A 23819-nucleotide genomic window follows, 5' to 3' on the forward strand; every position below is an offset into this window, starting at 1 on the left:
ATATTTGAAAACTATTTTGAATTGTATACATTTGCATCATCTGTAGGGTGTAATGCCGGACAGTGCCACAAACCAATCCGTTATGTCGAAATCAAATGAAACGCTTCTGGGGCCGCTTAATGCTGTCGCCAACCTGAATCTTTCCGGTTCCATCCCTTCAGGGCCCTCCCTACAGGAATTATTGCTTTACCCGATAGAAATCCGCCTTCAGCTGATTGAGCGGCTGATTTCCGGCATCTGATTTGTTTACCAATACCTACCATAATTCATATAAAATGAAAAAACTTTTACTGAGCCTGTTCCTCGTGACAGGAGTAGCCAGCGTTTATGCGCAATCCAGTTCCTGTACCTATTCAGGTATGCTTTTGTCGTCCGGTACCGCAGGGCCTACAGGCGATGATAACATATCTACGGTATCAATGCCTTTTACTTTCAACTTTTACGGAACCGCTTACACCAGTGCAACACTATCCACCAATGGTTTCATCTGGATGGGTACCTCGTCTGATGCGGGTTGCTGTTCCGGAAGGGTTATTCCTTCCGGATATTCCGAACCGTTTATTGGTCTTACGCAATTGGATTGGTTTGTCGATCCCGGAGAATTATTTTATGGTACAGTCGGTACCAGCCCTAATCGCATATTCGTCGTGCATTATGAAAATGTACAGGAGCTAGGAGGTAGCGACGTTATAACCGGAGAGATCCAACTGTATGAAACTACAAACGAAATTCGCCTGGTTGTGGCGAGTCTTACAGGATTTGGTGGAACCGGGACTATGGGTATTGCAGCAGGCGATGGGGTAAATGGTACGGCTGTCGGTACGCGTAACGCCTCCAGTTCTTATTCGATCACTACGGAATGTAATTCTTTAAGTTCGAGCAGTACCGTACTACCTGTATCCCTTATCAGCTATAATGTGAGCCGCAACGGAAGCGCCGCACTTATCAACTGGCGCTCCGGTGTTGAGGAGAATAACGACCAGTTCCTGGTGGAACGCAGCAGCGACGGCAAAAATTATACTACGCTCGCAACCCTGAAAAGCAAAGGGAACACCACTTTTGGTTATGACTATTCTTACACCGATGCAAAACCTTCAGCAGGAAAAAATATGTACCGTTTATCACAGGTAGACTTTGATAAAAAGCGGACTTACCTGGGCGTGAAGACGCTGTCGTTTGAAGAAGGCAATGCTATCAGTGCGCAGCCAAACCCGTTTTCCGATCAGTTGAATATACAGTTGCCTGCAACCCTTCAGGGAAGCGGAGGCATTTCTGTATCGAATCTTTACGGACGCGAAATCATAAATGTTAGCAGGACTTTCGACGGGAAAGAGGGAATATGTACGCTTGATACAAGAGATTGGCCCGCCGGTGTTTATTTTATAAGCATTACCAGCGACGGACAGCACCTGGAACCGATTAAAGTGATAAAATAATACGATGTCTTTTCGTAAAGCCCGGGCGCCGCAATGGTTCCCGGGCTTTTTTGCATATACGGACGGCACGGATCTGCCTATATTTCTTTACGGATTGACAGAACCAACTGCTGTATGGCAGGCTTGCGGATAAACTCCGTTCGTCACTTTTTGGTGTCGTTTATCGCTCAAAAAATGCTGTTTACCACAAATGGGTTTTAAAATCTATATGATAGTGGTATTTTCGGATTTAACGAAAACTTAGCCTATGAAACGAGTATTAACTCTATTAACCCCTCCATGGAACGAAACCGGACCCTCATTTCCGGGCCATGCGTGTTCGGGTTCTCCCGGCAAACCGGATCACCGCCGGTCTTTTTCCGGAAGGACGCTGCTGGCTCCTTTTATGCTGCTTGTATTCCTTGCAGCGGGCTTTACGCCCCGACAGGCGCAGGCCATCATAAAGACTTTTGGTTCGCCTCCCGGTTCGAGTACCATGAGCGACATGTATACGTACTCGAGCGCGTACAGCGGTATTTATTCTTATTATAAATATGGAGCGAATGCCGCTATTTACGGCGCTTCGGAAATCGGAATCGCTGGGACCATCAACTCCTACGCCATTTATAAGTATTCCGGAAGTACCTCCCCCTCGCTTACGCTGGATTCCACCTACATCTTCATGAAAGAAGTGGGAACCACAAAAGCGGTTTCTTCACCTTTGTCACTGGACGGATTCCAGGAAGTATTCCGCGGTACTTTTGCCAACAGCACTGCCAGCGGATGGCAAACCGTTACACTCACCACACCGTTCGTGTATTCGGGAACCGGTAACCTCTGCATCATCGTAACCCATCGCAGAAGCTCTTCCAGTGGCCAGTTTGAATACTATTATCTTTCTTACGCATACGGATCGGGATACAACGTCGGTTACCAGTACAATGCGTCCACCACCTGGACCAACTGGATCAATACCGGTAGTTCCACCCCTTCCACATTGTCGCTTACGAGCTCAACGACGTCGTATCGTCCGTACATGCAGTTCAACATCGATCCTCCCGCATGTACCGGTACGCCTACGGCAGGTACGGCGGTAGCGTCTTCCACAACTGCCTGTGCGGGTGTTCCCGTATCGCTGTCATTGTCCGGCGGTACTACGGTAGCTTCTTCACTCACTTATCACTGGGATACTTCTTCTACGGGTGCTGCAGGTACCTGGAACGCTCTGGGTACGGCAACGACCTATCCCGGAACATACTCTTACATACCTCCCACGGGCCGTACTCTGTACTACCGTTGCTGGGTTACCTGCTCTGCAGGCGGTTCTGCCGATACCTCAACGAAAGTTGCCGTTGCCGTTGGTACAGCGCTGCTGCCACCTTACAGTGAAACTTTTGAAAGTCTGACTCCTGGTAACAATGCTACCTGTGCAGGTGCATTTCCTCTGTTCAGTACCGGCGTTACTTCTGCTTACGGTACAGATTACTGGAAAATGATCAGTGCCACTTACGATCCTTATGCAGGTTCTAACCATACTCCGGGAGGTGCAAACTATCTCGTTGCAGGTTATTATGTGTATTATACGGGTTCTTATTCGAGTCAGTCCGGATTCTGGTTTACACCAGGTATCAGGCTGGAAGCGGGTAAGACTTACCGGTATTCCTACTGGTACCGGGTTGCAGGGTATGTGTCTTCATATTACTCCACAACCGGTATCCGTTTCGGGATGTATTACGGTACCACTCAGACACCTTCCGGCATGACTGCGCTGAAGACAGACTGGGTTGATGCTAATAATACCTACAAGCAGGCTGTGGTGGACTTTACACCGACCACTACCGCTACCTACTATATGGCTGCGAAAAGCGATAATATGTCCTACGCTTATTACGGAGGAGGTATTTTCGACGACTTTAACCTGATCGAGCTGCCTGCATGTTCTACTGCTGTTACGGCGGCTGATCTGAAAGTCGGTTCCAAGGCAGCAGTTTCCCCGAACGCTATTTGTTCCGTTCCGGGATCCACAACACTGTCTTTGTCTTCCACTCCGGCATACTCTGGTCTGAGCTATAGCTGGGAAGTGGCAAGCGGTACACCTACTTCTTTCTCATCGGCAGGTATCAGTACTTTAAGCGGTTCCTATTCGATTACTGCAGCTAACACCTACTATTTCCGTTGTAAGATCACTTGTACGGCTTCCGGTCTCTCTGCCTACTCCGATACGGTGAAAGTGATCACGACGCCGATTACTCCTCCTTATCTTGAGGATTTTGAAAGCGGAACAGCTGGTACAAATATGCCTTGTGCAGGATCTACCTACTGGAATACGCGCCCTTACTACTGGAACCTGGCCAATTCTCCTTACGATGCGACTTACGCACCGGGTATTAAAAACCATACTGCCGGTGGTACGAACTACCTGCATGCAGGGTACTACCTCGGTTACGGAACCGGCAATGCAGAATACTGGTTCACACCAGGACTCGCGCTTACTGCCGGAAAAGCATATAATGTGTCTTACTGGTATAGTAACAGTGCGTATTATCCGATTTATTATTCTTCCTATCCGACCGATATGGGCATCTACGCAGGAACAGCGCAGAACGCTGCTGCAATGACCATTACAACCGGGGACGATACCACCATTTATATCGATGCACTGAGTACAGCTACCTACGATAAGTTCCAGCGTGGATTCATCGCTCCGGCTACAGGTACTTACTATGTCGGTATTAAGGTGAACCACAAAAACTACTGTTACTACGGATTTGCGATCGATGATATCGGAGTGGATCAATTGCCTCCCTGCTCGGCTAAGCCAACAGCCGGTAAAGCAGTTGCAACGCCTTCTGTTATCTGCGGTTCGGGATCTACGACAGTAAGTCTTTCCGGTACCTCTCTTGCTTCGGATCTTTCCTTCCAATGGCAGGACTCTTCTTCCACAGGATGGAACGACATCTCCGGTGCAACATTACCTTCTTACGTAACGCCTACACTTACGACTTCGAGAAAGTATCGTTGCCGCGTTACCTGCGGTCTGATACCGACACCTAATTCAGATGTTTCAGCTTCTGTAGAGGTGAAGATCACACCGCTGAATCCACCATACTACGAAGACTTCGAAGCTGCTAAAGCCGGTATCAACATTCCTTGTGCATCTTATACCGGTTCCTGGAGCTCTACATCCTACTGGTGGCTGTATGATGCTGCTATGACCGGTTCCTACGCAGGTATCGCGAATCATACCACAGGCGGTAAGAAATTCCTCTATGCGGGTTATTACCTGGGAGGTTATTATTCATCCACTACCGGTAACTACTGGTTTACTCCTTCTATGAATCTGACCGCGGGTAAATCATATAATTTCAGCATGTGGTTCAGCGGATCCGGTTATAGTTCCGACTATAATAACCAACCCTGGGTTCAGCTCGGTCTGTACGCCGGAACGGCTCAGACAGCGGCGGGTATGACTTACCGTCTCGGAGGTCTGGACACCAACATCCTGGCCAGCGACGGAACTTACCGCAAGCTTTCCCGCAGCTTCACGGCTCCTATCACGGCTGCATACTATATCGGTATCAAAGTAAATATGCAGGGTTATTGTTACCCCGGTATTGCGCTTGATGATATGTCACTGGTTGAAAATGCCGCCTGCACCGGACGACCAACTGCCGGAAAAGCAGACGCTACCAATACCATGATCTGCAGTTCCGGTACCAGCGTATTGCGCCTGAGCGGAACCTCCGCTTCATCAGGTCTTACCTATCAATGGCAGGTTTCCACAACATCCGCCACAAGCGGCTTCGGTGGAGCTACCGGTACCAGCGCTACATATGCAGATTACACGACACCTACGTTGTCCACACCCGGCAGATATTACTATCGTTGTATCGTGACGTGTTCGGCTACAGGTTTGTCCGACACATCAACAGCAGCAGTGGTGAATGTAGGATATGTGATTCCTCCCTATAAAGAGGATTTCGAACGTACAACAGCCAGCTACAATACACCCTGCGCTTCGTATTATTCACCTTACGGATGGTCCAACACCGCAAGCAGCTATTATTACCTGGGTATCAGAGCGGGCGACACGTATCCGTATTATGCGGGTAATACCAACCACACTCCGGGCGGTGTAATGCACTTGTCTGCAGGTTATGCAGTAGGTAGCTATTACAGTTCCAGCTATGCAACCAACTACTGGTTTACACCGGGCATCCTGCTCACGAAAGACTCTACGTATGAATTCTCTTACTGGTATTCACTGTCTTCTTACGGAGCAACCTGTATACTCGGTATGTATTATGGTACGGCGCAGACTTCTGCCGGTATGACTACCGCGATCATTCCCGACTTTACTGCTTCCAGCTCTTCTTTCAAACAGCTGATCGGCCGTTTCGTCGCACCATCTACAGGTACCTTCTACTTAGGTATCAAGATGAACAACAATACATATAACTATTACGGAACGTCCATTGACGATATCAACCTCGAGCAGTTACCTCCATGTACGGCTAAACCGGTTGCAGGCACTGTTGCCGCAACACCTACCATGTTGTGTTCTGCCGGCGCTGTGAGTCTGTCTATGGATATGTCTACGGCATCCAGGGCTGCCGGGTTACGCTATCAGTGGTATTCCTCCACAACGTCACCAACGTCCGGATTTACTACTTTAAGCGGCCTGCTCACCAGCCCGGGCTATTCCACTTCTGCCAGTGCGACAACCTGGTACAAGTGCGTGGTAACCTGTAGCTATACGGGAGACACCGTTGCCTCTTCCACTATTAAAGTAGATGTAGGCGTTGTGATTCCTCCTTATATTGAAACGTTTGAGACCGTTGCACCTGGAACCAATGCTCCTTGTGCGGGATACACTTACGGTTGGGGTTCTTACTCATACTGGTACACTTACGGTGCTCCGCTGAGTCCGATGTATGCTCCGTCTATGGATAACCATACTCCGGGAGGAAGCCGTTATCTGTCTACCGGATATTATCCGCTGTATTACTCCGGCGCTTATGAATACTGGTTCACACCGGCAATCAAGCTCACGGCAGGCAGCCTTTACCAATTCAGTTTCTGGTATGTTCGTAGCGGATATGACCCTTCGGTTGCTGCAACCCTGGGCGTATACTATGGTACGGCACAGACAAAAGCTGCCATGACGACAGCGCTCGGTCCTGATCTTACCGGAATTAAAACAACCATGTACAAACAGTACAAGGCGCAATTCACTCCAACTGCTTCCGGTAATTTCTATTTCGGAATCAAAACAGGATTGGCAGGGTACGACTACTACGGCGGAACCGCTATCGACGATATCGGACTGCAGGAAGTACCTCCTTGTTCCTCTTCTGTAGTTGCGGGAACGATCAACAGCGATCCGGCACACGTTTGTTCTGCCGGTGGATCTGCATCACTTAATCTCGACGGTACCACACTTGCTACCGGTCTTTCCTACGAATGGCTTTCTGCTCCTTCAGCAACCGGCCCGTGGACGACAACCGGTGGAACATCGCTTCCTTACGTAACGGATCCTCTGTTTACCGATACCTGGTTCCGCGCAGTTGTTAAGTGTACTGCTACAGGTATAACGGATACCACCAGTCCGGTACTCGTGGAAGTTGGAGCATTCTCTGTTCCTTATACCGAAGATTTCGAATCCACACCGTTTGATACGAAACCACTGTGTTCCGAAGCTACCGACTGGGGTATGAGCTACGGATCCACTTACGGTTATATCTGGAGCGTTCGTAAAGGTGCAATCAGTCCGATTACCAACCACACACCGGGCGGTAAATCTTACCTGATCGGCGGATACATGCTCGGATATTATGCTACGGCATCCTATGGTTACCCTACTGTAACTGATGACAACTACTGGTTTACCCCGGGATTGGCTTTGGATTCCCGTTACAAATATGAACTGAGCTTCTGGTACATTTCCACTTCCAGCTATACACAAAACCGTATGGCCGTTAAATATGGTAAAACCCAGACCGTGGGAGGTATGACCAACACGCTGCTCGCGTTGCGCCAGGTTTCTAACGGAACTTACGCACAGTTCGACACAACGTTCAAACCAAGTACATCCGGCACTTACTACATCGGATTCCAGAAAACGGTTTCTCCTTCAGGTGCCTATGCTTATCCGGGTGTTGGTTTCGATGACATCAACCTGAACTATGCACCTTGTGATGGTACGCCTATGGCAGGTAACATCCGCAGTTCCATGGCTTCGGGAACGGGTAAATGTAAAGGGACCTACCTGCAGCTTACCGACACCGGTGCGACAATCAGTCTGGTACCAGGAATCAAATACCTCTGGATGCGCCGCGATCTTTCTACTCCGTTGGCACCATGGACGGTGATAGCGGGTGCAGTGGATACTACTATTGCTGCCGACACGCTCGTAGGCTATGAGTACAAATTCGCAGTAATCTGTAACAATACACATGATACCGCTTATTCATCTGCGTTCCAGATTCCGCAACTGACGCCGCATCCGAGCGTTACTGTCGCTCCTTCCACCACACCGATCACTTACTGTCTCGGGGATACGGTGAAGTTCAATGCGACTAATTACACCGGAGCGGTTTATGACTGGATGCTGGACAGCGTTGTTATTCCGGGATGGAAATTCAGCGATCTGGGTGCAACAGAACCGGGAACATACATGGTGAAAGTAACTTCTGCTTTGTCTCCTTGTCCTGCATACAGTAACCAGGTGAAAATGATCGTTAATGACCCCGGATATTCCGTAACCATTACGAAGCCTGCAGACAGCATTCTTTGTGCCGGTTCTTCCGTGCTCCTGACTGCGGTTGCAAGTAAACCCGGTGTTACGTTCCAATGGCGTAAAGACAACGTTGCTATCCCTGGCGCCACAAGCGCAACTTACCTGGTGACCACAGGCGGCTACTACCGTGTGATGGCTTCCGACGGAACTTCTACCTGTGCGGCAGCAAGCCGTAACGTGGAAATGGTTGTAAAACCGAATCCTCCGGCAGTGATCACCGTACCAGGCGGTACGACCACCGCATGTGAAAACGAAGGTATATTGCTGCAGGCCAGTACCGGTGGATTCTCTTACGAATGGATGCGCGGCGGTACTACCGTTTACGGACTGATCGACAGCGCGGTGCTGATTAAGAACAGTGGTGTTTACTCCGTTAAAGTGCGTAATGCAGACGGATGTGCAACCACCTCTTCTTCAATAACCGTGAACATCCTGCCTTCACCGGTTCCGGTAATTGTACGTACAGGAGACCGACTGACAACGACGATCTCTTACCCGACTTATCAATGGATACGTAACGGATTGGATATTCCTGCTGCCGCAGGAGGTACTGCCAGCTTCTACGATATCACATTGAAAGGTTTGTATAAAGTACGTGTTACGGCTACGAACAACTGTGAAGGTGAATCGACACCGCTTGAAGCTATGGACGATTGGTTGAGCATTGATCAATCTTCTCTGGGTAACGCGGAAATCAAAGTGTTCCCGAACCCAACCAGCGGCAAGGTAACCATCGCAAGCCCTATGCCTGTCCAGGTACAGGTGAAAGATCTGAGTGGTCGTGTGATCATCCAGAGTCAGCAAACAAAAGAAGTAGACCTGAGCAAACTCGCAGATGGTGTGTATATGTTTGTGATCCTCGATAAAGAGGGCATACAGCAGATCGCTCAACAGCGTGTTACCAAGGTGACAAATAAATAGGCAGTCTGAAACTGCTGATTTCAGAAGCACCCGGCCTGCACAGGCCGGGTGCTTTTTTTTATGCACGGAGATGGCTGTCAGACCCTCAAGAAATAAAGCCGTATCTTTGCGATGTTCACACGCCGCAACCATTTTTCAGTATCTCTGTGTGCAACGCACACTTCTTTTGGTTGTCCTGCGGCTATTTACTCACTTTTAAATTTGACTTGCTTATGAAAGTAGGATTGATGGGTTTTGGCAAAACGGGTCGTTCCGTGGCATCAGTTATCCTGGCAGCCAAAGATTGTTCACTCGAATGGATCTACAGACGCGGCAGCGCGCTTGATCATCGTTCCGCATCCGAATTCCTCGGAATTGAATCTGCAGATCGCGCAACCATTCTTTCACCATCCTCAATTGATGTGGACACTTTACTGGAACAGCACCCGGTGGATATCATTATCGATTTTTCCTCTTCTGAAGGTATATGGACTTATGGGGACCAGGCCGCAGAAAGGGGTATCACCATTGTATCGGCCATATCGCATTATAATTCCGAAGAGATCGGCTTTTTGCGGAAACTTGCCTTGCTCACCACTGTTTTCTGGTCACCCAATATCACGCTCGGCGTAAATTACCTATTGTTTTCTGCACGCCTGCTTCAGAAGATTGCCCCGGAAGTGGATATTGAGATTGTGGAAGAACATTTTAGCAATAAGCAGGGTGTATCCGGAACCGCAGTAAAGATTGCAAATGCGCTTGAACTGGAGCATGAGAAGATCAACTCCATCCGGGCGGGGGGAATTGTAGGTAAGCATGAGGTAATCTTCGGTTTTCCGTTTCAGACCGTGCGTCTTGTTCACGAATCTATTTCCCGTGAAGCATTTGGTAACGGAGCGTTGTTCGCAGCAAGGCACCTGTCGGGTAAACCGGCCGGATTTTACAAATTTGAAGACCTGCTTGCACCTTACTTCGCGCAGCAGATCGCGTAAGGGAGCAGTTAATCCTGTTCCACCTCTCTCAGATACTGGTCTTTCAGGTGCTCATAAAACGGGTGCCGGGCCAGTATTTTGGCAATGAGACTGGCTACCAGCGCAGAGATCATGATGTAAAAGATGACACTGTGACTGTTCGTCATTTCGATAACAAGAATGGCCGACGTAAACGGACTTCTTGTAATGCCTGTAAGAAAGGCCGTCATGCCCGCGAGTATCAGCAGATTGGCTTCGGACCCGCCTATATGGAACAGCTGTGCCGTAAGATTTCCTATACTGGATCCGGCGCTTAAAGCAGGTGCAAACACGCCGCCTGCGGCACCCGATGAAAAAGAAATCACAGGACCTAAAAAGCGCAGCAGCGGCGTTTCCCAACTGATGTCTTTGTCAGCAGAAAATAACCCGTGCATCATCAGCTCTTTGCCGGAACCCAGCACATCCGGATTGATCAGCACAGCTGTTGCGGCAATGAGCAATCCGAAAAATGCCACAATGATCCATTCCGGAATCCGCCGCTGCAACTGCTTCTTGCGCGCTGTAAGCCATAAAATGGCCTGTCCCATCACCGCTGCAGCAGCTCCCGAAAGTAATGCTACAAAAACCACCCCTACAACGATTCCCGAATGCAATCCCTGCAGTCGCGGATAGCCGAGATATAAATAAGGTCCCAATAGCGTGAGTGCGGTAAGTCCTGCCAGGATAACTCCTGTGAGCAGCGCCGATTTGAAATAACTGAAATGAGTGGTCGTAAGCTCTTCGATCGCAAATACAATACCGCCCAGCGGAGTATTGAACGCAGAGGCAAGTCCCGCTGCGGCACCGGTGATGATCATATTTTGACGCGATACACGGGGGTACCATGCCGGCAGCCGTTCATTGATCGCTTTGAATATGGATGCGGAAATCTGGATCGTGGGTCCTTCTCTCCCGATTACGCCACCCCCCAGGGCCATTGTTAGGCTTGAGATGATCTTGGTAACCGCAAGCCGGATGCTGAGCAGCCGGTTTACCCTGGAATAATCCTTAGGGTTAGATAAGGCAATGGCGGCGCTCACTTGTGGAATACCCGAACCCCGTGCAAACGGAGCAAACCGCTTTACCAGGTACCAGGCGAGTACAAAAGTCGCCGGCGTAACAAGTAAAAAATACCAATGCAGTTTTTTGAACAGATAGATGCTGGCGGCTTCTGCCATACCGAACAAACGTGCGTAGGCCACAGCTACAAGACCTGTCAGAAGGGCTCCCACCCAGAAGGGGAGCGCATTCAGAATCGACTTTTTAAGATGCCGGTTAGATGCGGCATTCAGATAAGCCTTGATGTTACTGGCTAGATAGTGGAACATTTTTAACTGACTGGCGGAGACGCCCGCTGATATACGGTTGAAGAACAACTGCAAAGGTAGTATTCATAGACGCGGCATCTGTTATCGAAATGCAATGATGAAAGGCCAACTGCGCTAATGTGTCGATAAGTGACATTTTTAATTTTTTTGCGCGGTTCACTCGTTGAGAAAAGTGCGCCGTTAAAAACATATTCCCGCCAGACCAGTACATAAGCAATACGGCAGTCCGCTTTCCGTCGTCGCGGTAAGTTTACTATGGGTAATAACATATAATATCCTAATGTTTTGTGTAAAGCATCCACCCAAAGCCACGGGTATATGTTGCACAATACGCTATCTCTCATGAAAGTGTACTATTTGCAGGTGTTATAGTAGTATCAGCACAATCCACGGTTATTGTGAGCACTGTGTTAATACTGTTTTTTTGTAATGCATCTGCGATGGGCGGCATGCTACTTTTGCAGGGTAAACCCGCCTTCGCTCAGCTCACTTTTATTCACAGGACTCAACCAAACCGTATGGCAAAGAATTTTGTCTCCAACTCAAAAGAATCTGTGCGGATGTTCCGCAGTAATCTGCTTGAATCACTTTCCAAAGTGCATTTCTCCGTTCCTCTTTTTATCTACATTCCGATTATCGGATATTTTCTTTTCCAGGGTCAGTTGAAATTTGCAACCCCGTTCTGGACAGTATTATCCTACTTCGTTCTCGGAGTCCTGCTCTGGTCGCTGGCAGAATACGTGTTACACCGTTATGTCTTTCATTTTACGCCCAAAGGAAAACTGATGGAACGAGTCCACTTCATTTTTCATGGTGTGCACCATGATTATCCGAACGATACCAAAAGACTGGTAATGCCGCCCTCGGCAAGCCTTCCGCTGGCAGTGGTATTCTATTTCCTCTTCGGGTTGTTGCTGAGTCCGGCTCACCTTTACGCGTTTTTTCCGGGATTTGTAACCGGCTACCTCGCATATGACATGTGCCACTATGCGATGCACCATTACAATTTTAAATCCGAATTCTGGAAACAGCTGAAGCGACACCATATGCTCCATCATTATCAGGACGACCACAAACGATATGGCGTGAGTTCGGTGCTTTGGGACAAAGTATTCCGTTCCGAATAACACAACGCACCGCGTCGTGTTTATATGACGCTTTGCTTAATTCCTCTTTTTGTAAACACATTTTCCCGATTCTGAAAGCCCGACTTTTCCGGATGCCGGAGTTTTGCGCGCAAAATCGGAAAGATGAATAAAGCAATACCCAAATTCCTGCAATTATGCGCATTGATGCTCTGCGTGTCTTTGTCCGTTCGTGCGGAAGATAAATCCGGAAGCATAAAAGGCACCGTAATTACCGCAGACAAGCGACCGGCTGAAAATGTCGAGGTGATCATCAAAGCGCTGCACAAGGCTGCGTTAACAGATAACAGCGGCGCATTTAATTTTGAAAACATACCGGATGGTACCTGGATGCTGGAAGTAGACATTCCCGGTTATGCGAAAGTATCGGAATCCGTGCTGGTGGCGGCGGGTAAAACAAGCAGCACAACCCTGCAACTGAATGTTTCTGCACAGCAGCTGCTCCATGAAGTGGTGATCCAATCCACCCGCAATAAATACAAAACAGATAAGCCTTCACAAAGTCTCAGGCTGAACGAACCTTTGCTGGAAATTCCCCAGAACGTACAGGTGGTATCGGCAGAAGCTCTGAAAGATCAGCAGGTGACAAGCATGAGTGATGGTGTGATCCGTAATGTGAGCGGTGTTACGCGTCTCGAGCACTGGGGGGATATGTACACCCGTATCAATGCTCGTGGTTCTCAGCTGTCAGCATTCCGCAATGGCTTCAACGTAGTGAATTCGGCATGGGGACCGCTTACCGAGGACATGAGCTTTGTGGATCATATTGAATTCGTTAAAGGACCTGCAGGGTTTATGCTTGCAAACGGCGATCCGAGCGGACTGTATAACGTGGTGACGAAGAAGCCTACAGGTAGTGATTTTAACGGTTCGGCCTCATTAACGCTCGGAAGTTTTGACCTCTACCGTGCGACCGTGGATCTTGATGGTAAATTCGATAAAAAAGGGAAAGTGCTTTATCGCCTTAACCTGATGAATCAGACCAAAGGTTCTTTCCGCCCCTATGAATTCAACGACCGCTATAGTATTGCACCGGTGATCACCTATAAGATAGATGATAAAACCAGTCTGACATTTGAATACACCCTGCAACATGCAAAAATGTCGAACGTGGGTAGCTATTACGTATACTCTCCGAAAGGATATGGTGAATTCCCGGTTGGTTATTCCATCATGAGTCCGGGACTCGATCCGACCAAAATCAACGATCACAGTGCCTTTCTGAATTTTCAGCACAAGATCGACGATCACTGGAAGCTTACTGCGCAGGCCGCTTACTTTTCCTACAACCAGATCGGATCGTCCATGTGGCCCTCCAGCGTCGATTCCGCAGGAAATATGATTCGTTCGGTAAGTATCTGGGATGCCGCGTCGACTATGAAACTCGGACAGGTGTTCCTGAACGGTGATGTGCACACAGGCCCGGTTCGTCACCGCATACTTGCAGGATTGGATATGGGTAACAAGAATTACCTGGCCGATTGGAATCAGTCGCACAACCTGGACACTCCGGGAAGCTATAATATTTACACAAATAATGCCGCTGCTCCTGCCAATGGTTATCCTGTGTTTGATCGCAGTCAGAGTCTTGCCACCCGCGCTGTTTACGGAAACATTGATCAGCGTTACTCCGCGGTGTATGTACAGGACGAACTTGGTTTTCTCGATAACCGTGTGCGTCTGACGCTGGCCGGAAGATATACCGATGTGAGTCAGGCTTCTTACGGTGGCACAGCCAAAACGGCAAAGCAATTCACACCGCGTATCGGCCTGAGCGTTTCCGTTACGAGAGATTTCAGCGTCTATGCTTTGTACGACCAGGCATTTACGCCACAGTCCGGAATCATCAGAAGTGGTGCAGAGGTTAAACCTATCACCGGTAATAACATGGAAGCGGGCTTGAAAAAGGATTGGTTTGATGGTAAATGGAATACAACTGTATCAGTGTACCGCATTCTGAAAAACAACGAGCTCACCGGCGATCCCGCGAATACCGCCGGGGAATCCTTCTCTGTCGTACTGGGCCAGAAACGTGCGCAGGGGCTGGAGTTTGATCTCAAAGGCCAGATCGTAAGAGGACTGAACCTCATAGCGAACTATGCTTACACGGATGCGCGCGTAACGGAAGTGACTCCCGGTGTAACCGCGATGAAGGTAAATGACCGTATACCGGGTTTTGCAAAACACAACATAAACGCTTGGCTGAGCTATGGCGTTCAGAAAGGCTTCCTGAAAGGCGTAGGTGTAAGCGGCGGGATCAGCTACCAGAAAGATCGGGATACATGGACATGGGGACAGAGCGGATTGGCTCAACTGCCGGACTATCTGCGCGTAGACGCAGGCTTGTTCTGGGAAAAAGGAAATACACGCATCACTGCGAATATGTTCAACGTGATGAACAAATTCCTTTACAGCGGATCCTACTACGGATACGGCAGCTTCTACTATTACCAGGCAGAAGCACCGCGTAATATACGCCTGACGATTGCTTATAAATTCTGACAATGACCTTTAAGAAGGCAATAGGAAAAATACACCTCTGGCTCGGACTATCGTCCGGGCTGGTTGTTTTTATAGTAGCGCTCACCGGCTGCATATATGTATTTCAGAAAGAGATCACCGAAGCAGTGCACCACGATACTTATTTTGTAACAGTGCCTGCTTCAGCCAGGCCTCTTCCTGTATCCCGTCTCACAAAAGCGGCACAGGCAGCACTGGGCAGCGGTCAGCCATTGAATTTTTTTGTTGCGCACCGGCAGCCGGACAGAGCCTGGGAATTTTCAGCATTTAAAGCGGGAGACCCTGATGCACTTACCTATTTCAGTGCCATCAGATATTATCGTTCCGTGCTCATTAACCCCTATACCGCAGAGGTGACAGGCGTGGTGGATCACAAGTATGAATTTTTCAACATCGTCAAATACCTGCATTGGAGCCTGCTGCTGAACACACCCTACGGACAGCCCATAGTAGGCATTGCAACGCTGATCTTCGTGATCATGCTGATCTCCGGGATGATTTTATGGTGGCCCAAAAAGTGGAATAAGACCAATGTCAACAAAAGCTTCAGGGTAAAATGGAGTGCAGGCCGGAAACGCGTGAATTACGACCTGCATAATGTTTCCGGCTTTTACGGATTGTTGTTCACGGCGATACTTGCCTTAACCGGATTGGTATGGGCGTTCGACTGGTTTCAGAAACTGGTGTACGTAAGTGCAGCGCTCAGTACCGCCGCACCCGAGAATAAGGAGATCAGTTCGCTCGATTCGGGCAAGGTGGTAACGGTAAATGCACTCGACCGTTCATTTCATTATGCCGACTCTTTGTATCCGCAGGCAGACAGGATAGGAGTGAGTATGCCCTTTTCCGGCACCGCTGTATACGACATATCTGCGTATGCAGGGAAAGAAGTGTATTATCATTTCGATGAACTGCGTTTTGATCAGTATTCCGGCCGGCTGCTCTACAGTAAGCCTTATGCGGCAAAGAACCGTGGCGAGAAGCTCATCGGCATGAACTACGATATTCATGTAGGCGCCATCTGGGGATTACCCGGGAAGATCATCGCATTTGTCGCAGGATTGATCGCGGCAGGACTCCCGGTCACCGGTTTCCTGATCTGGCTGGGGCGCAGGAAAAAGAAAAAATACGTCCCTTATACTAAATAGGGTTGCGCAGATTAAAGCAAATAGAGTTAATTTGTTTTATACAAGCGAGCGTTATTGCTCACTGAAATAAATTCAATTTTCGACTTCGAAGGCGACCTAATATCTAAAAATATGCGCAGACTCTACGAAATGACAAATTGATTTACAAGTTTCATGATTACTTGTTTTTTGCAGTCAGCTTACTTTTGAAACCGATTTACAACTTAATTGTTCTAGTTATTCTACCAGCCACAATAACCGTCACGTAGGTTCTTAATTTACCTCTAAAAAAGAATTTGTCTCCTATAGAATATTCGTCTTCAAATCTCATTGAAATGTATTCGTGAGGAGCAATTAGATACTTAGGAGATTCCCCGTCATCATACCATGTATGGGCGTAGTTCCTTTTAGTAAGCCATCTAAAGCGCGATGAGTATATTTTGAAATATGAGATAGTAATTTTTCTCGTCGAATTATTATAGATAACGAGATCAACAGTATTATTTCCAATCTCGACTGAAGCATCAACATTAATCTTTTTTTCTCGGATCGACCTGTATAAGTTCACTAGAGAAATAATAATAGCTGCTATACTCAGCCATCCTTTAAGATCCGTTTCTCTAAAAAAATGCATGATATCTTTCATGAAGTGAAAGAGTTAATTTATTGATTTAAAGGGTTTAGAAACTCGAGCGTTATTATTGCGGATGTAATGGCATTGACGAACTCAAATTCCGACGGCTGCACAGCAGAGAAAACTAAAATTTTTCTTACTGTATCATAGCTAAGCAGGTGCTCATTTTCTAAAAAGAATCCGGAATCTTCCAAATCGTCAAAGTCTACATAATACTTCAATTCTTCATGATTTTCTTTTGTCTTTCCGGCTCTTATTGTACAGCGCGCTTCGTAGCCCGTTCCTAAAAAACTGAATGTAAAATCAAATTGCTTTTCTTCCATAGAGTGAAAATTATTTGTGAGGTTAAAACTAATATTTGCTAAGTAGTCGACGGGGGTATCAAAAATCTGAAGAAAAAAGACAAATGTACTGCTAGGTTTTAAGCGCTAAATTAAATAGTTGATTTGGGTTGAGTAATTGAATATAGCCAAGTTGCTTATTCCGCCACAATATTCAGGCTCTTGCCGAATGCATCTTCAAAGATGCGTATAAGGGTGGAGTAGCGCAGGTCGCAATCTCCGTTCTCTATTCTCGAAATATAGCTTTTCTGACTTCCGATTTTATCGGCAAGTTGTTGCTGTGTCATCCCCGCTTCCTTTCTCGCCGACTTGATCATCTCACTGAGCTCGAACAACCGGGCCTTCATCTCGAAAGCCTGCCTGCCTTCCGTACCCTCTCTTCCGAGTTCACGGTCCAGTAATTCCTCAAAGGTCAGTTGCTTGCGTTTGGCCATTTATGCTAAAGGTTTGAGACAACGCTGGTACATCTGTATGGTATTGTGCAGACCATAGTACAGGGCATCGGAGATCAGGGCATGGCCGATCGATACTTCCGCCAGTCCCGGAATATGTTCGGCGAAAAAGCGCAGATTTTTAAGATCCAGATCATGGCCCGCATTCAGAGCGAGTCCCTGATCTGCCGCTGCACCCGCTGCCTGCACATAGTTTTTTATCGCTTCGTGCGGATCGGCTGCAAAATGCTGTGCGTAATGTTCGGTATACAGTTCCACGCGGTCGGTTCCGGTATCAGCCGCTGCTGCCGCCAGTTTCGGGTCCGGATCTACAAAAATCGACACCCGGATACCCGCCTGTTTGAATACACCGACGATGTCGCGCAGGTAGGTAACATGTCTGATCGTGTCCCATCCATGGTTAGAGGTAAGCTGATCCAATGCATCCGGAACCAGCGTAACCTGATGTGGCCTGGTCTCGAGCACCAGCTGCACAAATTTATCTTCCGTCGGATTTCCTTCGATGTTCAGCTCTGTGGTGATATAAGAGCGCATTTCGCGGACGTCGCTGTAGCGGATATGCCGCTCATCCGGACGGGGGTGAACAGTGATGCCGTCTGCCCCAAACTGCTGACAATCAATTGCAGCCTGTAACACGCTGGGGTTGTTGCCGCCGCGGCTGTTGCGCAGGGTGGCTATTTTGTTGATGTTTACCGAAAGCTTCGTCATAACGCAACAAAGGTATTGAAATAGGCAGGAATAGCGGAACGGCCGGAAACCGCGACGCTTTAATATTTTTCTAAAATCAGCAGTCGCCGCGCCTTGAGTTAAGGCGTGCCGGCTGTATATTTGCGCAATCTTTCGCAAACTATTATGATACTTTCTGATAAAAGGATCCTGGAGGAGATCGAAAAAGGCACAATCGTTATCCAGCCTTTCGATCGCAGCTTCCTCGGGACCAACTCCTACGATGTGCATCTCGGAAAGCATCTGGCTACCTACAGGGACAAAGAGCTGGATGCAAAGAAGCACAACGAAATCGATCATTTCGATATACCGGAAGAGGGCTTTGTACTGCAGCCGGGTGTGCTGTATCTCGGAGTTACTGAAGAGTACACTGAAACCCACGCGCATGTGCCGTTCCTTGAAGGGAAATCTTCCACAGGGCGTCTGGGTATCGATATACATGCTACGGCCGGAAAGGGTGATGTAGGCTTTTGTAACACCTGGACACTCGAGATATCCTGTGTGCACCCCGTGCGCGTATATGCGGGTATGCCCATCGGACAGCTGATCTACTTCCCTGTGGATGGTGAGATCATCAACAAATACAATACAAAGCAAAACGCCAAGTACAACGACCGCACCATCCGCCCTGTAGAGAGCATGATGTGGAAGAACAAGTTCTAAGGCGACCGATACTGTTTAATAAAGTAACCTCAATGCTTGTTGCCGGAATGCAGCAAGCATTGAATGTATATACAAACCAACATGTCTGTAATTCATCCATTCCTGCGCCTGAGCGGCCTGGAGCCGCTCGTGCTGCGCCCCGAGACGAACTTTGTCAATGTCGGTGAACGAACCAACGTCACCGGGTCGAGGAAGTTTGCACGGCTTATTAAAGAAAATCAATACGAAGAAGCGCTTTCTGTTGCCCGGCAGCAGGTGGAAGGCGGCGCCCAGGTGCTGGACGTGAATATGGATGATGCCTTGCTCGACGGTGTTCAGGCAATGACCACCTACCTGAATCTGCTTCAGAGCGAACCGGACATCGCCCGTATACCGATCATGATCGACTCGTCTAAATTCGAGATCATTGAGGCCGGTCTGAAATGTGTACAGGGTAAGTGCATCGTGAATTCTATTTCACTGAAAGAAGGAGAAGCGAAATTTCTGCAACAGGCGCGTATCTGCCGTTCCTTCGGAGCTGCGGTGATCGTAATGGCGTTTGACGAGGATGGTCAGGCCGATACTCTGGAACGCCGGGTGAACATCTGTGAACGCGCTTACGGGCTGCTCACCGGAAAGGCTGGGTTCGATCCGCAGGATATTATTTTCGACCTGAACATCTTCGCGATTGCGACAGGTATTGAAGAACATAATAATTACGCAGTCGATTTTATCGAAGCCACGCGTATCGTGAAGCAAAAAATGCCGCTGTGTAAAGTGAGCGGAGGAGTAAGTAATGTGTCCTTCTCGTTCCGTGGTAATGACCATGTGCGCGAAGCGATCCATAGTGTGTTCCTGCTGCATGCCATCAAGGCGGGTATGGACATGGGTATTGTCAATGCGGGTCAGTTGCAGATATACGACCAGATAGAGCCCGAGCTGCGTGAATTGTGCGAGGATGTGGTGCTGAACCGCCGGCCCGATGCAACGGAACGGCTGGTGACATTCGCTGAAACGGTAAAGGCCGTTGCGAAAGAATCTGTAAAGGACGAAACCTGGCGCCATTCTTCTGTGGAGGAAAGGCTCAGGCATGCCCTGGTAAATGGTATCACCGATTATATAGATCAGGATACGGAAGAAGCGCGCCTGAAGTACCCGCGTCCCCTGCATGTGATCGAAGGTCCGTTGATGGACGGTATGAATGTAGTGGGAGACCTGTTCGGTTCCGGGAAAATGTTCCTGCCGCAGGTGGTGAAAAGTGCGCGTGTAATGAAGAAGAGCGTGGCCTGGCTCACGCCGTTCATTGAGCAGGAAAAGCTGGATAACCCGAATGCCGGGGAGGGCGGCGCTCCGAAGATATTACTCGCAACCGTAAAAGGTGATGTGCACGATATCGGAAAGAACATCGTGGGCGTAGTGCTTGCATGTAACGGTTATGAGATCATTGATCTCGGCGTGATGGTGCCTGCAGATAAAATACTGGATAAAGCCCGCGAACTCAATGTGGATATTATCGGATTGAGTGGGCTGATTACTCCGTCTCTGGACGAAATGGTGCATGTGGCGCGCGAAATGAAACGCCGCAATATGCAGCAACCTCTGCTGATAGGCGGTGCCACCACTTCCCGCACGCATACGGCTGTGAAGATTGCGGAACAATACGACAACGGGGTGGTGTATGTGCTCGATGCGAGCCGCTCCGTGACCGTGGCAGGTAACCTCCTTAACGAAGAAACGAAACCGGTGTTCCTCAGCGAGGTAAAAACAGATTATGAAAAACTGCGGGCAGATTTCGCCGCAAAAAGAGGTGTGAAAGAATACCTGCCCTTTGCCGATGCGCAACGGCAGACAATGGAGATCGACTGGGAAGGATATACGCCGCCACAGCCTTCGTTTACCGGCACCCGCGTCTTCGACGCATATGACCTGAATGAAATCCGCCGGTATATCGACTGGACGCCTTTCTTCATTACCTGGGAAATGCGCGGAAAATATCCGCAGATACTGAGCGACGAACGCCAGGGAGCAGAAGCTACGCGGCTGTTTGAAGATGCGCAGCGCATGCTGGACACCATCATCAGCGAACAATGGCTTACGGCCAGGGGTGTGGTGGGTTTCTGGAAAGCGGCTGCCATTGCTCCGGACACCATCGAGCTTGCGGATGAGAAGGACGCAGACGGGAAACCGTTGCGCCTGGAAAGCCTGCGTCAGCAGATTAAGAAAGCTGCGGGGCAGCCACAGTTCTCACTCAGCGATTTCATTGCTCCTGCCACCAGTGGTAAGGACGATCATATAGGTGCGTTTGCGGTAAGCATTCATGGCATAGAGCCGCATATACCACGGTTCAATGCAGCGCACGACGATTACAGTAAAATTATGCTGCAGGCATTGGCCGACAGGCTCGCCGAGGCCTTTGCAGAAGTGCTGCATCTGCGCACACGCCGCGAGTTCTGGGGCTACGTTCCGGAAGAGGCGCTGAGCGCTGAAGAACTGATCAAAGAGACATACCGCGGTATACGCCCCGCTCCGGGCTATCCGGCTTGCCCGGACCATACCGAAAAGCTGAAATTGTTCGATTTGCTCGGGGCAACGGAGCATGCAGGTATCACACTCACGGAATCGCTCGCGATGAGTCCTGCTGCGTCTGTATGTGGCTGGTACTTCAGTCATCCCCAGAGTATTTATTTCGGTGTGGGTAAGATACTGCCGGACCAGGTAGCCGATTATGCACGCCGTAAAAATATGCCGGTAGAGCAGGTGCAGCAATGGCTTTCCGCTAACTTAGAAGAATAACAAATGACACAAACAATGGCAACTCCCTTACGTTTCCTGGCCAATGCGCTCTCGGTGCTGCTGCACCCGGTGTTTATGCCCCTGTACTGTTGCCTGCTGATGTATCAGGTGGCACCGGAATATTTTTCCGGCATTCCGCAAAAGCAACTGACCGGCTGGCTGGGCATGATGGTGATCAATACGATCATGTTCCCGTTGTTGCTGCTGGCCTTGCTGAAAGGCCTCGGGTTCATCAAAAGTATACTGCTGAAGGATGTAAAGGAGCGCGTGATCCCGCTTATAGGGGTGATGGTGTTTTATTTCTGGCCCTATCTGGTAGCAAAGAATGTGCATGCGCCTGAAGCTGCCAGGATTCTGTTGCTCGGTAATTTCTGGGGTATCATCGCTGTGTTCATGTGCACGATTTTCTTTAAGATATCGATGCATACGTCCGGCGTGGGCTCCGCACTGGGCTTTGTTCTGGTATTGTGTATCCTGAAGGCCTCCTTCCTTCCGCTCGCATTAGCGCTCGTATCCGCCGCCGCAATACTGGTGTTCTGGGCCCGCAGATCGTTGGGCGCCCACAGCTGGAAGGAGCTGTGGATAGGCTTTGCCCTCGGACTGTCTGCCCAGATCGGCGCACTGCTTTATCTGCACTAAAATGCGTTCAACCGACATATTACCGATTCTATACCGACACAGATACTGAAAGTCTGTACATTTGAGTTTACGAGGAAAATAATTTTATATGCAATTAGCTTTCTGGAAAAAGAAAAAAGACCCTAACAAAAAGAAAAAGCCGGTCTGGAGAGAATGGTTCGATGCCGCTCTTTTCGCGATTGTTGCCGCGACGATCATCCGCACGTTCTTCATTGAAGCATACACCATTCCCACCGGGTCCATGGAAGGAAGTATGCTGATCAACGATTTCCTCTTCGTCTCCAAGACGGCATACGGGCCTCGTGTGCCGAACACACCCCTGGCATTTCCGCTTGTTCATAACACCATGCCGCTTACGGGTGGTAAGTCCTACACAGAAGCCGTACACTGGAATTACAAACGTCTTCCCGGTTTCGGCAACGTAAAACGTAACGACGTAGTGGTATTCAACTTCCCCGATGGTGACACTGTGGTGGCGGAACGACCTAACGAGGATTATTACGATATCTGTCTGGCAGAAGGAGGCAGCGCTGCAGTGAAATCCACCTACACGATCATCACACGTCCGGTAGACAAAAAAGAGAATTACATCAAACGCTGCGTGGCAATACCCGGCGATAAAGTACAGATCGTAAACGGGCAATTGTACCTGAATGACAAGCCGGCTGAAGTGTTCCCACATTCGCAGATGCACTACATCGTTACTACGAAAGGATTAGGCTTGTCCAGCGATTTCCTGGATGAGAATGGCATTTCGCTCCGCGAAGCGGCAGGCAATAAATACCGCCTGAACATTCCTTTCGATAAGGTAGACCTGGTTCGCGGTAACGCAAGCGTGGTATCGGTAGAGCCTGATGTGGCTGCTCCGAGTGCGTATGAACTCAATATCTTCCCTAAAGATGTGGAACACTTTAAGTGGAACCGGGATAATTTCGGCCCCATCGTTATTCCTGCAAAAGGAGCGACCGTTACGCTTACTCCGGAGAATATCGCCTTATACCGTCGTGTGATCTTCAACTATGAAGGGAATGCTTTTGAAGACAGGGGTGGCAGATTCTTTATCAACGGCAAGGAGACGAATACGTATACGTTTAAAATGGATTACTACTGGATGATGGGTGACAACCGCCACGAGTCTGCGGATTCCCGCTACTTCGGTTTTGTGCCGGAAGATCATATTGTGGGGAAAGCTTCATTCGTGTGGCTGAGTTACGAGGGAAGCCTGCTGCATCTGCGCTGGAAACGACTGCTGCGCAGCGTAAGTTCCCTGAGTAAATAGCGAAATATATAGTTACTGACCAGAAAAGCGCCTTACATTGTGTAAGGCGCTTTATTTTTGGGGATAATT

The 23819-nt window shown here is 48.8% G+C and carries 15 protein-coding genes; 11 read left to right on the plus strand and 4 right to left on the minus strand.

The window, feature by feature from the left end; genetic code table 11:
- The first annotated feature begins 82 nt into the window (after positions 1–82).
- The 4 genes from ABD846_RS01175 (at position 83) to ABD846_RS01190 (ending at position 10106) form a co-directional block, all read left to right on the plus strand.
- Positions 83–241, plus strand: a complete 159-nt coding sequence (locus ABD846_RS01175) for a hypothetical protein (protein ID WP_344821827.1) — start codon at positions 83–85, stop codon at positions 239–241.
- A gap of 34 nt (positions 242–275) precedes the next feature.
- Positions 276–1436, plus strand: coding sequence for a T9SS type A sorting domain-containing protein (locus ABD846_RS01180; protein ID WP_344821829.1), 1161 nt, complete (start codon positions 276–278; stop codon positions 1434–1436).
- Between the two features lie 247 nt (positions 1437–1683).
- Complete coding sequence (locus tag ABD846_RS01185; protein ID WP_344821831.1) at positions 1684–9135, plus strand: T9SS type A sorting domain-containing protein; 7452 nt, start codon at positions 1684–1686, stop codon at positions 9133–9135.
- 212 nt (positions 9136–9347) lie between these two features.
- Complete coding sequence (locus tag ABD846_RS01190) at positions 9348–10106, plus strand: 4-hydroxy-tetrahydrodipicolinate reductase (RefSeq protein ID WP_344821833.1); 759 nt, start codon at positions 9348–9350, stop codon at positions 10104–10106.
- An 8-nt stretch (positions 10107–10114) separates the two neighbouring features.
- Here the strand turns inward: ABD846_RS01190 and ABD846_RS01195 are convergent, their stop codons facing one another.
- A complete protein-coding gene (locus tag ABD846_RS01195; RefSeq protein WP_344821836.1) occupies positions 10115–11452 on the minus strand; it encodes a chloride channel protein in 1338 nt (445 codons plus the stop codon).
- 518 nt (positions 11453–11970) lie between these two features.
- Between ABD846_RS01195 and ABD846_RS01200 the strand changes: the two genes are divergently transcribed.
- The 3 genes from ABD846_RS01200 (at position 11971) to ABD846_RS01210 (ending at position 16265) form a co-directional block, all read left to right on the plus strand.
- Positions 11971–12579, plus strand: a complete 609-nt coding sequence (locus ABD846_RS01200) for a sterol desaturase family protein (protein WP_344821838.1) — start codon at positions 11971–11973, stop codon at positions 12577–12579.
- Between the two features lie 123 nt (positions 12580–12702).
- Entirely contained in the window at positions 12703–15099 is a 2397-nt protein-coding gene (locus ABD846_RS01205) for a TonB-dependent siderophore receptor (protein WP_344821840.1), read from the plus strand.
- 2 nt (positions 15100–15101) lie between these two features.
- On the plus strand, positions 15102–16265 hold the full coding sequence (locus ABD846_RS01210; protein WP_344821842.1) for a PepSY-associated TM helix domain-containing protein: 1164 nt from the start codon (positions 15102–15104) through the stop codon (positions 16263–16265).
- 642 nt (positions 16266–16907) lie between these two features.
- On the opposite strand, the gene ABD846_RS01215 is transcribed toward ABD846_RS01210, so the two are convergent.
- From ABD846_RS01215 to ABD846_RS01225, 3 genes are all read right to left on the minus strand, one after another.
- On the minus strand, positions 16908–17201 hold the full coding sequence (locus ABD846_RS01215; RefSeq protein ID WP_344821844.1) for a hypothetical protein: 294 nt from the start codon (positions 17199–17201) through the stop codon (positions 16908–16910).
- A 155-nt stretch (positions 17202–17356) separates the two neighbouring features.
- A complete protein-coding gene (locus ABD846_RS01220; protein WP_344821846.1) occupies positions 17357–17653 on the minus strand; it encodes a helix-turn-helix domain-containing protein in 297 nt (98 codons plus the stop codon).
- Positions 17654–18379: a pyridoxine 5'-phosphate synthase gene (locus ABD846_RS01225; RefSeq protein ID WP_344821848.1), complete on the minus strand. Its 726-nt coding sequence runs from the start codon at positions 18377–18379 to the stop codon at positions 17654–17656.
- Positions 18380–18523: 144 nt separating this feature from the next.
- Here ABD846_RS01225 and dcd point away from each other — a divergent pair, with 144 nt between their 5' ends.
- From dcd to lepB, 4 genes are all read left to right on the plus strand, one after another.
- Positions 18524–19060, plus strand: a complete 537-nt coding sequence (gene dcd / locus ABD846_RS01230) for a dCTP deaminase (RefSeq protein ID WP_344821850.1) — start codon at positions 18524–18526, stop codon at positions 19058–19060.
- A gap of 81 nt (positions 19061–19141) precedes the next feature.
- Entirely contained in the window at positions 19142–21832 is a 2691-nt protein-coding gene (gene metH / locus ABD846_RS01235; RefSeq protein WP_344821852.1) for a methionine synthase, read from the plus strand.
- A gap of 15 nt (positions 21833–21847) precedes the next feature.
- On the plus strand, positions 21848–22471 hold the full coding sequence (locus tag ABD846_RS01240) for a hypothetical protein (protein WP_344821854.1): 624 nt from the start codon (positions 21848–21850) through the stop codon (positions 22469–22471).
- An 88-nt stretch (positions 22472–22559) separates the two neighbouring features.
- Positions 22560–23750, plus strand: a complete 1191-nt coding sequence (gene lepB / locus ABD846_RS01245) for a signal peptidase I (RefSeq protein WP_344821856.1) — start codon at positions 22560–22562, stop codon at positions 23748–23750.
- Positions 23751–23819: the final 69 nt, after the last annotated feature.

The organism is Rurimicrobium arvi, from assembly GCF_039540495.1.
GTDB lineage: Bacteria > Bacteroidota > Bacteroidia > Chitinophagales > Chitinophagaceae > Rurimicrobium > Rurimicrobium arvi.

Excerpts from the sequence above, each read along its gene's own strand:
- ABD846_RS01175 (WP_344821827.1), top strand. The coding sequence starts at position 83 with ATGTCGAAATCAAATGAAACGCTTCTGGGGCCGCTTAATGCTGTCGCC.
- ABD846_RS01180 (WP_344821829.1), top strand. The coding sequence starts at position 276 with ATGAAAAAACTTTTACTGAGCCTGTTCCTCGTGACAGGAGTAGCCAGC.
- ABD846_RS01185 (WP_344821831.1), top strand. The coding sequence starts at position 1,684 with ATGAAACGAGTATTAACTCTATTAACCCCTCCATGGAACGAAACCGGA.
- ABD846_RS01190 (WP_344821833.1), top strand. The coding sequence starts at position 9,348 with ATGAAAGTAGGATTGATGGGTTTTGGCAAAACGGGTCGTTCCGTGGCA.
- ABD846_RS01195 (WP_344821836.1), bottom strand. The coding sequence starts at position 11,452 with ATGTTCCACTATCTAGCCAGTAACATCAAGGCTTATCTGAATGCCGCA.
- ABD846_RS01200 (WP_344821838.1), top strand. The coding sequence starts at position 11,971 with ATGGCAAAGAATTTTGTCTCCAACTCAAAAGAATCTGTGCGGATGTTC.
- ABD846_RS01205 (WP_344821840.1), top strand. The coding sequence starts at position 12,703 with ATGAATAAAGCAATACCCAAATTCCTGCAATTATGCGCATTGATGCTC.
- ABD846_RS01210 (WP_344821842.1), top strand. The coding sequence starts at position 15,102 with ATGACCTTTAAGAAGGCAATAGGAAAAATACACCTCTGGCTCGGACTA.
- ABD846_RS01215 (WP_344821844.1), bottom strand. The coding sequence starts at position 17,201 with ATGGAAGAAAAGCAATTTGATTTTACATTCAGTTTTTTAGGAACGGGC.
- ABD846_RS01220 (WP_344821846.1), bottom strand. The coding sequence starts at position 17,653 with ATGGCCAAACGCAAGCAACTGACCTTTGAGGAATTACTGGACCGTGAA.
- ABD846_RS01225 (WP_344821848.1), bottom strand. The coding sequence starts at position 18,379 with ATGACGAAGCTTTCGGTAAACATCAACAAAATAGCCACCCTGCGCAAC.
- dcd (WP_344821850.1), top strand. The coding sequence starts at position 18,524 with ATGATACTTTCTGATAAAAGGATCCTGGAGGAGATCGAAAAAGGCACA.
- metH (WP_344821852.1), top strand. The coding sequence starts at position 19,142 with ATGTCTGTAATTCATCCATTCCTGCGCCTGAGCGGCCTGGAGCCGCTC.
- ABD846_RS01240 (WP_344821854.1), top strand. The coding sequence starts at position 21,848 with ATGGCAACTCCCTTACGTTTCCTGGCCAATGCGCTCTCGGTGCTGCTG.
- lepB (WP_344821856.1), top strand. The coding sequence starts at position 22,560 with ATGCAATTAGCTTTCTGGAAAAAGAAAAAAGACCCTAACAAAAAGAAA.